The organism is Acidovorax sp., from assembly GCF_047607405.1.
Classification (GTDB): domain Bacteria; phylum Pseudomonadota; class Gammaproteobacteria; order Burkholderiales; family Burkholderiaceae_C; genus Acidovorax.
This window is the reverse complement of sequence record NZ_JASGDA010000092.1, coordinates 23,095-32,262: the sequence shown is the minus strand read 5'-3', so window position 1 is coordinate 32,262 and position 9,168 is coordinate 23,095. Positions and strand designations below refer to the sequence as shown.

Genomic DNA, 9,168 nt, shown 5'->3' with positions numbered 1-9,168 from the left:
GCCGGGCGCCGCCAGGGCGCGGTGCTGGCGGCGGGCGGCGCGCTGGGGCTGGCCGGGCTGCTGGCGAGCGGCTTCGCCATCGGCGCGCACGGCTGGTCGCATGACTGGATGAACGCCGCCTGGGGCGAGTTGGCGGCGCGCCAGCCGGGCATGGGCTGGGGCGGCTTCGTGGCGCTGTCGGCGCTGCTGGTGCTGCTGGCGTTCGGCGTCGCGCGGCGCGGCTTCTTCAAGGGCGATCTGTTCGTGGCGTCCGCAGTCATCGGCTGCGGCAGCCTGCTCGCGCTGTTCATCGTGTTCCCGGTGCTCAAGGCGCTGTCGACCGCGTTCTTTCTGGACGACGGGCCGTTCTCGCTGGGCGTGGCGTGGGAGCGCATCGCGCACGAGCGCAACTTCAGCCTGGCCTGCCTGTCCGGCGGCCAGCGCTGCGGCGTGGCCTGGAACACGCTGTTCATCGGGCTGATGACGGCCACCAGCACCACGCTGCTGGGCACCTTCATGGCGCTGATGGCCGAGCGCGCCTCGCACCGGTATGCAAGGCCGCTCAACATCGTGGCGCTGCTGCCCATCATCACGCCGCCGTTCGTGGTGGGGCTGGGCCTCATCTTGTTGTTTGGTCGGGCGGGCGTGTTCAACCAGTTCCTGGAATACGCCTTCGGCATCACGCCCTCGCGCTGGTTCTACGGCTGGCTGGGCGTGTGGGTGGCGCAGACCTTTGCCTTCACGCCCATCGCCTTCATGATCATGCGCGGCGTGGTGCAGGGCGTGGCGCCCAGCCTGGAAGAAGCGGCGCAGACCCTGCGCGCCAGCCCCCGGCAGACCTTCATGACGGTGACGCTGCCGCTGCTCAAGCCGGGCCTGGCCAACGCCTTCCTGGTGGGCTTCATCGAAAGCATGGCCGACTTCGGCAACCCCGTCGTGGTGGGCGGGCAGTTCTCGGTGCTGTCCACCGAGATCTTCTTCGCCATCGTGGGCGCGCAGTACGACCAGGGGCGCGCCGCGTCGCTGGCGTGGATCCTGACCTTCTTCGCGCTCACGGTGTTCGCCATCCAGCGCGGGCTGCTGGGCCGGCAGAGCTTCACCACCGTGTCGGGCAAGGGCGACGCGGGCATCGCCATGCCGCTGCCGCCCGGCGTGCGCCGCGTGGTACATGCGGTGGCGCTGCCGTGGATGGCGTTCACGCTCATCGTCTATCTGTTCGCGGTGTCGGGCGGCTTCGTGCAGGTGTGGGGGCGCGACTACACGCTTACGCTGCAGCACTTTCGCACAGCGTTCGACGTGCAGTGGGGCGAGTTCGGCATCGTGTGGGCGGGCACGGCGTGGAACTCGTTCTTCACCACCATCCAGCTCGCGGCCATCTCGGCGCCGCTCACGGCGCTGCTGGGCATTGCCATCGCGTGGCTGCTGGCGCGCACCGAGTTCCGGGGGCAGGGCGCGTTCGAGTTCTCGGCGCTGCTGGCCTTCGCCATCCCGGGCACGGTGCTGGGGGTGAGCTACATCCTGGCCTTCAACGTGCCGCCGTTCGAGCTGACGGGCACGGCGCTCATCATCGTGCTGTGCTTCATGTTCCGCAACCTGCCGGTGGGCGTGCGCGCGGGCACGGCGGCGTTCAAGCAGCTCGACCGCTCGCTGGACGAAGCCTCGGCCATGCTGCGCGCGGGCAGCGTGCAGACGCTGCGCCACGTGGTGCTGCCGCTGCTCAAGCCCGCGCTGGTGGCGGCGCTGGTCTATAGCTTCGTGCGCGCCATCACCACGGTGAGCGCGGTGATCTTCCTCGTCACGGCCGAGAACGAGCTGGCCACCACCTACATCATCGGCCGCGTGGGCAACGGCGACTACGGCGTGGCGCTGGCGTACTGCACGGTGCTCATCGTGCTGATGGCGGCGGCCATCGGCCTGATCCAACTCCTGGTGGGCGAGCGCAAGCTGGGCCGCCGCAAATGAAACAACACCCCCCTGAGTCGCTGCGCGCCTTCCCCCCTCTCTCACGCTTCGCGTGGGAGGGGGGACGCAGCCAGCGCGGCGGGGCGGCCCTTGCGCGGCTGCCCGTTTCGGGGCCGCGCCGGTTTCATGCGCTTTGGGTGGCGCGCAGCGCAAGGGAAAACCGAAATGACGACCATGAACCACAGCGGCGCGGGCATCGAGTTCCGCAACATCACCAAGCGCTACGGCACGGGCGGCAATGCGCCGCTGGCCGTCAAGGGCATCAGCTTCACCGTGCCGCGCGGCACGCTCACCACCATCCTCGGCCCCTCGGGCTGCGGCAAGACCACCACGCTGCGCATGATCGCGGGGCTGGAGTCGCCCACTGCGGGCCAGATCCTCATCGGCGGGCGCGACGTGACCACGCTCGGCCCGGCGCAGCGCAACGTGAGCATGATGTTCCAGAGCTACGCGCTGTTCCCGCACATGAGCGTGGCCGAGAACGTGATGTACGGCCTGCGCATGTCCGGCCAGCCCAAGGACGCGGCGCGCGCCAAGGCCGTGGAAGCGCTGCGCGGCGTGGGCCTGGTGGGCTTCGACGACCGGCTGCCCAGCGAACTCTCGGGCGGCCAGCAGCAGCGCGTGGCGCTGGCCCGCGCCCTGGTGCTGGAGCCCGAGGTGCTGCTGTTCGACGAACCCCTGTCCAACCTGGACGCGCGCCTGCGCCGCGAGATGCGCGAGGAGATCCGCGCGCTGCAGCAGCGCCTGTCGCTCACCGTGGCCTACGTCACGCACGACCAGGCCGAGGCCATGGCGGTCAGCGACCAGATCATCGTGATGCACCAGGGCCTGATCGCGCAGAGCGGCTCGCCGCGCGAGCTGTACGAAGCGCCGCGCAGCGAGTTCGTGGCGGGTTTCATGGGCGAGGCCCTGCTGTTCCCCGGCACGGCCCGGGGCGACGGCACGGTGCAGCTCGGCCCGCTGACGCTGCGCCCGCGCATGGCGCCCGCCGCCGGGCCGGTGAAGGTGGCCGTGCGGCCCGAGGCGTGGAGCATCCACCGCCAGGGCCAGGGCCTGCTGCCCGCCACGCTGCGCAAGGCCGCCTACCTGGGCGCCGTGTACGAGTTCACGCTGGAGACGGAGCTGGGCAGCATCTTCGTCGTCTCGTCGGACCTGGAGAACGTGCCCGCCGTGGGCGATCCGGTGCTGCTGGGCCTGGGCGCGCACGGCGTATCGGTAATTGCTGCCGAGGGCCTTGCAGAATAATGGCGCCATGAACCAACTCGAAGCCCTCAAACAGTTCACCACCGTGGTCGCCGACACCGGCGACTTCAGGCAACTGGCGCAGTTCCAGCCCCGGGACGCCACCACCAACCCGTCGCTGATCCTCAAGGCCGTGCAAAAGCCCGAGTACGCGCCGCTGCTGCGCGAGACGGTGGCGTGCTTTCGGGGCCGGGCCATGGACGAGATCATCGACCGCCTGCTCGTGCGCTTCGGCCGCGAAATATTGGCGACCATCCCGGGCCGCGTCTCCACCGAGGTGGATGCGCGCCTGAGCTTCGACGCCAACGCCACCGTCACGCGGGCCGAGCGCATCATCGAGCTGTACCAGGCCGAGGGCATAGCCACCGACCGCGTGCTCATCAAGATCGCCGCCACGTGGGAAGGCATCCAGGCCGCCGAGAAGCTGGAGCAGCGCGGCATCCGCACCAACCTCACGCTGCTGTTCTCGTTCGCGCAGGCCGTGGCCTGCGGGCAGGCCAAGGTGCAGCTCATCTCGCCCTTCGTGGGCCGCATCTACGACTGGTACAAGAAACAGGCGGGCAGCACCTGGGACGAGGCCGCGCGCGCGGGCGCCAACGACCCCGGCGTGCAGTCCGTGGCGCAGATCTACCACCACTACAAGCATTTCGGCATCGCCACCGAAGTCATGGGCGCGAGCTTTCGCAACGTGGGCCAGATCACGGCGCTGGCGGGCTGCGACCTGCTGACCATCGCCCCCGAACTGCTGGCCCAGCTCGCCGCCAGCGACGCGCCGCTCACGCCCGCGCTGAACGCCCAGGCCGCCAAGGCCATGGACCTGCCCGCCGTGAACTACGACGAGGCGGGCTTTCGCTACGCGCTCAACGACGACGCCATGGCGACGGAAAAACTGGCCGAGGGCATCCGCGCGTTCGCGGCGGATGCGGTCAAGCTGGAAAAGCTCATTGAAGCCGAATAGCTATTGAAAACATAGCTGACAGTGCTTGCTGGATAAGCGATAGGGCCTGTTTTTGCCATACCCTGCTGGGTCATCGACACGAGCGCTACGCCCGCGCCGTATGGGGCGTCAGGGGCGCTGGACATCGTCCAACATCCGTAAAACGAGCGCGGCCCCAGCCAGTGGCAGCGGTGCAAGGGCCGCCCCGCCGCACTGGCTGCGTCTCCCTTCCCGAATTGCGCAGCGATTCGAGAGAAGGGGGAAGGCGCGAAGCGACTCAGGGGGATGCCCCTACATTTCTTCGCTCCAGCAGAACCCATCGCGCGCGATCATGGCGCTGGCCGCGCTTGGCCCCCAGCTTCCTGCCGCGTAGGGGCGCGGGCCCGCCGGGTCGTTCTTCCAGTGCTGCAGGATGGGCTCGACCCAGCGCCAGGCTTCTTCTTGTTCGTCGCTGCGCACGAACAGGTTCAGGCGGCCTGCGATCACGTCCAGCAGCAGCCGTTCGTAGGCGCCCACGCGCTCGGTGCCGAAGCGCTGGTCGAAGTCCAGGTTCAGCTGCGCGGGCGACAGCGCGGGCTCCGTCCGTTGCTGCGCGGCGCCCTGGGCCAGCAGGTGCAGCTCCAGCCCGTCCCGGGGCTGCAGGTGGATGACGAGGCGGTTGGCCGCGCCCGAAGGCATGCGGAAGATGGGGTGCGGCACCGGGCGGAAGTTCACCACGATGTGCGCATCGCGCGCCGCCAGCCGCTTGCCGGTGCGGATGTAGAAGGGCACGCCCGCCCAGCGCCAGTTGCCGATCTCGGTGCGCAGTGCCATGAAGGTCTCGGTGGCGCTGCCGGGGGCCACGCCTTTTTCCTGCGTGTAGCCCGGCAGGCCATGGCCCGCCGCGTACTGCCCGCGCACCACGTGCTGGCCGATGGTGTCCGGGCTCCAGGGTTTGAGCGACTGCAGCACCTTGAGCTTCTCGTCGCGGATGGCGTTGGCGCTGCTGTTGATCGGCGGCTCCATGCCGATGGCGCACAGCAGCTGCAGCGCGTGGTTCTGCACCATGTCGCGCAGCGCGCCGGTCTGGTCGTAGAAGGCGCCGCGCGCTTCCACGCCCAGCGCTTCGGCGATGGTGATCTGGATGTTGGCAATCGTCTCGCGCCGCCACAGCGGCTCGAACAGCGCGTTGCCGAAGCGCAGGGCGAACAGGTTCTGCACCGAGGGCTTGCCCAGGTAGTGGTCGATGCGGAACACCTGCTCCTCGCGCAGCACGCGGCGCAGCGTGTCGTTGATGGCCTGGTGGGACTGGAGGTCGTGGCCCAGGGGTTTTTCGAGCACCACGCGCGTCTGCGGGCCGTTCAGGCCCACGGCGGCGATTTGCTCGCACACGCTGGTGAACAGGCTGGGCGCGGTGGCCAGGTACATCACCACCGTGTCGGCGCCGCGCTCGTTCAGCAGGGCCGCCAGTCGCGTGTAGTGCGGCGGCTGCGACAGGTCCATGCGCAGGTAGTGCAGCAGCGCGCCGAAGCGCTCGAACTCGTCGGGCGTGGGGCGCTTGGCCAGTTCCACGCCGTCGAAGCGCTCGCGGATCAGGGCGCGGTATTGTTCGTGGCCCAGGTCGTCGCGCGCCACGGCGATGATGCGGCCCCCCTCGGGCAGCGTTCCGTGGCGGAACGCCTGGAACAGCGCGGGCATGAGCTTGCGCCAGGCCAGGTCGCCCGTGCCGCCAAACAGAACGAGGTCAAAACGCATGGTGAAGAATCTCCGTGGCACCGCCGTCGATTGTGATCTCGTTACATGGGCCGCGCGATCAATCAGGTAATCAAATTACAATTTCCGCCCATGCCATTCCGTTGCGACCAGGCCCCTGAATGGCCTTTGCTGCAGGCCGCGTTTTCAGGCCAGCCCCTCGACCTGCGCCGAGCCTTCGCGCAGGATGCGCGGCGCTTCGAGCATTTCAGCCAGCAGGCGCCCCACGTGTTCGCCGACCTGTCCAAGAACCTCTGGGACGCAGCCACCGAGAGCCTGCTGCTCGGCCTGGCCCGCAGCTGCGAACTACCGGCGCGGCGCGACGCGATGTTCGCCGGCCAGCCCATCAACACCACCGAGGGCCGCGCCGTGCTGCACACCCTGCTGCGCCGCCCGCCGGGCCTGGCGCTGCCGGGGGACGATGCCAGCATCGCCAGCCGCCTGGCGCAGGTACACGCCACGCTCGATGCCATGCTGGCCTATGCCGAGGCCGTGCGTGCCGATGGCGCGATCACCGACGTGGTACACATCGGCATCGGCGGCTCGGACCTGGGGCCGCACATGGCCACCCTGGCGCTGGAGGAGTTCCGCGCGCCGGGCAAGCGCTTTCACTTCGTCTCCAACGTGGACGGGCACGAGCTGCACGGCGTGCTCCGGCAGCTTCGGCCCGAGCGCACGCTGTTCCTCATCGCGTCCAAGACCTTCACCACGGTCGAGACCATGGTCAACGCCCGCTCGGCGCTGGCGTGGTTCGCGCAGCAGGGCGGCCGCGACGTGGCCCGCCATTTCGTGGCGCTGACCGCCAACGTCGAGGCGGCCCAGGCCCTGGGCATCACCACCACCTTCGGTTTCTGGGACTGGGTGGGCGGGCGCTACTCGCTGTGGTCGGCCATCGGCCTGCCGCTGGCAATCTCCATCGGCGCTGCAGGCTTTCGCGACCTGCTCGCGGGCGCGCATGCCATGGACGAGCACTTTCGCGCCGCGCCGCTGGCGCAGAACCTGCCCGTGCGGCTGGGCCTGCTGGACGTGTGGTACCGGAACTTCCACGGCTTCGGCAGCCGCTGCATCGCGCCCTACCACGCGGCGCTGCGCCGCCTGCCCGCCTACCTGCAGCAGTTGGAGATGGAGAGCAACGGCAAGCGCGTGGGGCTGGACGGCCAGCCGCTGCCCTACGCCACATCGCCCGTGCTGTGGGGCGAGCCGGGCTCCAACGGCCAGCACGCCTTCTTCCAGATGCTGCACCAGGGCGCGGACGTGCTGCCGCTGGAGATCATCGCCGTGCGCCGCGCCGCGCACCCCCTGCCGGGCCACCACCAGATGCTGCTCGCCAACGCACTGGCGCAGGCCCAGGCGCTGATGGCGGGCAAGGCCGACGGCGACGGGCACCGCCACTTTCCGGGCAACCGGCCCAGCACCTTCTTGCTGCTGGACGCCCTCACGCCCGCGTCGCTGGGTGCGCTCGTCGCGCTGCAGGAACACCGCGTGTTCGTGAGCGGCAGCCTGTGGGGCATCAACAGCTTCGACCAGTGGGGCGTGGAGCTGGGCAAGGCGCTCGCCAGGGACCTGGAGTCACGGCTGGGCACCGAGGACGTTGCGGGGCTGGATGCGTCCACAGCGGGTCTGTTGCGCAAAATCACTCAAAAATGAGTGCTGCCGGGCCTTTGTGAGCAAGGGTGAATCCACCCCGTAATGCCGCGATGCCGCGCCCAGGCGCCGGTCATGCAAAGGAGGCTTCCATCCGAAAGCCCCTTTTTTTTGGCCTGCGCCAAAGTGGTGCATGCGCCGGGCATGCTTCGTGCTGAACAGGGGTAACAACTCACTACCGGAGATCCGCCATGCCATCCACCCCCACCCGCCGCCTTGCCCTTGGACTGCTGGCCGCCGCCAGCCTGGCCTGCGCCGCGCTGCCCGCCGCCGCGCAATCGGCGCTCGACGGCGTCCTGAAGTCCAAGCTGCTCAGGGTTGCCATTCCCACCGACTACCCGCCCTACGGCTTCGTGGGCACCGACCTGAAGCCGCAAGGGCTGGACATCGCCATGGCCGAGCTGCTGGCCGCCAAGATGGGCGTGAAGGTGGAGCTGATTCCCGTGACCAGCGCCAACCGCATTCCCTACCTGCAGACGGGCAAGGCCGACCTGGTCATCTCCACGCTGGGCAAGAACGCCGAGCGCGAGAAGGTCATCGACTTCAGCGCCGCCTACGCGCCGTTCTTCCAGGCCGTGTTCGGTCCCAAGGCGGTCAGCGTCAAGACCTGGGCCGACCTGGCGGGCAAGACCGTGGCGGTGACGCGCGGCGCGATGGAAGACCAGGAATTGGCCAAGGTCGCCCCGCCCTCGGTGGACGTGAAGCGCTTCGAGGACAACAACGCCACCATCGCCGCCTTCGTCGCGGGCCAGACGCAGCTCGTGGCCACCAGCGCCTCGGTGGCGGGCACCATGATGTACAAGAACCCGCAACTGCAGGCCGAGTACAAGCTGCTGCTCAAGGACAGCCCCTGCTACATCGGCCTGGCCAAGGGCGAGGATGCGCTGCGCGCCAAGGTCAACGAGATCATCGCCGCCGCCAAGGCCGATGGCACGCTGGACAAGCTGTCGCAGAAGTGGCTCGGCCGCCCGGCGGGCGACTTGCCGCTCTGACCGCTGTTGCCGCCCATGCGCATCGCCTTCGACTTCGGCGCCGTGCTGTCGCAGTGGCCGCTGCTGGCCACGGGCGTGGCGTGGACGCTGGCGCTCACCGCCATCGCCACCGTCGCGGGGCTGGTGGTGGGCGTACTGTGCGCCTGGGCGCGCGCCAGTGGCCCGGCGTGGCTGCGCTGGCCCGTGGGTGCCTACGTGGAGCTGATCCGCAACACGCCCTTCATCGTGCAGCTGTTCTTCATCTTCTTCGGGCTGCCCGCAGTGGGCTTCAAGCTGAGCCCCGAGGTGGCCTCGCTCATCGCCATGGTGCTCAACCTGGGCGCCTACGCCACCGAGATCGTGCGCGCGGGCATCGAGGCCACGCCGCGCGGCCAGATCGAGGCGGCGCAGAGCCTGGCGCTGTCGCGCGTGCAGGTGTTCGCGCGCGTGGTGCTGCCCCCGGCGCTGCTCAAGGTCTGGCCCGCCATGGTCAGCCAGATCATCATCGTCATGCTCGGCTCGGCCGTGTGCAGCCAGATATCGGTGCAGGATCTGAGCTACGCCGCCAACCTGATCCAGAGCCGCAACTTCCGCGCGTTCGAGTCCTTCATCGTCGCCACCGCGCTGTACCTGCTGCTGGCCGTCGCGCTGCGCCGCCTGCTGAACTGGGCCGGCCCGCGCCTGGTGTTCGGGAAGTGACGC

7 protein-coding genes are annotated in these 9,168 nt (G+C 69.3%); 6 read left to right on the top strand and 1 reads right to left on the bottom strand.

Annotated features, from left to right (window positions below; translation table 11 throughout):
- The 3 genes from QM569_RS11245 to tal all read left to right on the top strand — a co-directional run.
- A partial coding sequence (locus QM569_RS11245; protein ID WP_414987322.1) for an ABC transporter permease occupies window positions 1–1,941 on the top strand: 1,941 nt, incomplete at its 5' end.
- A 174-nt stretch (window positions 1,942–2,115) separates the two neighbouring features.
- The gene (locus QM569_RS11240; RefSeq protein WP_414987323.1) at window positions 2,116–3,186 is read left to right on the top strand and encodes an ABC transporter ATP-binding protein; all 1,071 of its coding nucleotides are present in this window, start codon (window positions 2,116–2,118) and stop codon (window positions 3,184–3,186) included.
- A 7-nt stretch (window positions 3,187–3,193) separates the two neighbouring features.
- Window positions 3,194–4,141 (top strand): transaldolase, encoded by a 948-nt coding sequence (gene tal / locus QM569_RS11235; protein WP_414987321.1) that lies wholly within the window; start codon window positions 3,194–3,196, stop codon window positions 4,139–4,141.
- A 270-nt stretch (window positions 4,142–4,411) separates the two neighbouring features.
- On the opposite strand, the gene zwf is transcribed toward tal, so the two are convergent.
- Window positions 4,412–5,854: a glucose-6-phosphate dehydrogenase gene (gene zwf, locus QM569_RS11230; RefSeq protein WP_414987320.1), complete on the bottom strand. Its 1,443-nt coding sequence runs from the start codon at window positions 5,852–5,854 to the stop codon at window positions 4,412–4,414.
- Between the two features lie 90 nt (window positions 5,855–5,944).
- Here zwf and pgi point away from each other — a divergent pair, with 90 nt between their 5' ends.
- From pgi to QM569_RS11215, 3 genes are all read left to right on the top strand, one after another.
- Window positions 5,945–7,498 carry a glucose-6-phosphate isomerase gene (gene pgi, locus QM569_RS11225; protein ID WP_414987319.1) on the top strand — a complete coding sequence of 518 codons (1,554 nt, stop codon included), beginning with the start codon at window positions 5,945–5,947 and terminating at the stop codon, window positions 7,496–7,498.
- 188 nt (window positions 7,499–7,686) lie between these two features.
- Window positions 7,687–8,487, top strand: coding sequence for a transporter substrate-binding domain-containing protein (locus tag QM569_RS11220; RefSeq protein WP_414987318.1), 801 nt, complete (start codon window positions 7,687–7,689; stop codon window positions 8,485–8,487).
- A gap of 15 nt (window positions 8,488–8,502) precedes the next feature.
- Window positions 8,503–9,165, top strand: coding sequence for an amino acid ABC transporter permease (locus QM569_RS11215; RefSeq protein WP_414987317.1), 663 nt, complete (start codon window positions 8,503–8,505; stop codon window positions 9,163–9,165).
- Window positions 9,166–9,168 lie beyond the last annotated feature (3 nt).

Bases quoted from the DNA above. Each gene is read 5' to 3' on its own strand.
- tal (WP_414987321.1), top strand. From the start codon at position 3,194: ATGAACCAACTCGAAGCCCTCAAACAGTTCACCACCGTGGTCGCCGAC.
- QM569_RS11215 (WP_414987317.1), top strand. From the start codon at position 8,503: ATGCGCATCGCCTTCGACTTCGGCGCCGTGCTGTCGCAGTGGCCGCTG.
- QM569_RS11220 (WP_414987318.1), top strand. From the start codon at position 7,687: ATGCCATCCACCCCCACCCGCCGCCTTGCCCTTGGACTGCTGGCCGCC.
- QM569_RS11240 (WP_414987323.1), top strand. From the start codon at position 2,116: ATGAACCACAGCGGCGCGGGCATCGAGTTCCGCAACATCACCAAGCGC.
- zwf (WP_414987320.1), bottom strand. From the start codon at position 5,854: ATGCGTTTTGACCTCGTTCTGTTTGGCGGCACGGGCGACCTGGCCTGG.
- pgi (WP_414987319.1), top strand. From the start codon at position 5,945: ATGCCATTCCGTTGCGACCAGGCCCCTGAATGGCCTTTGCTGCAGGCC.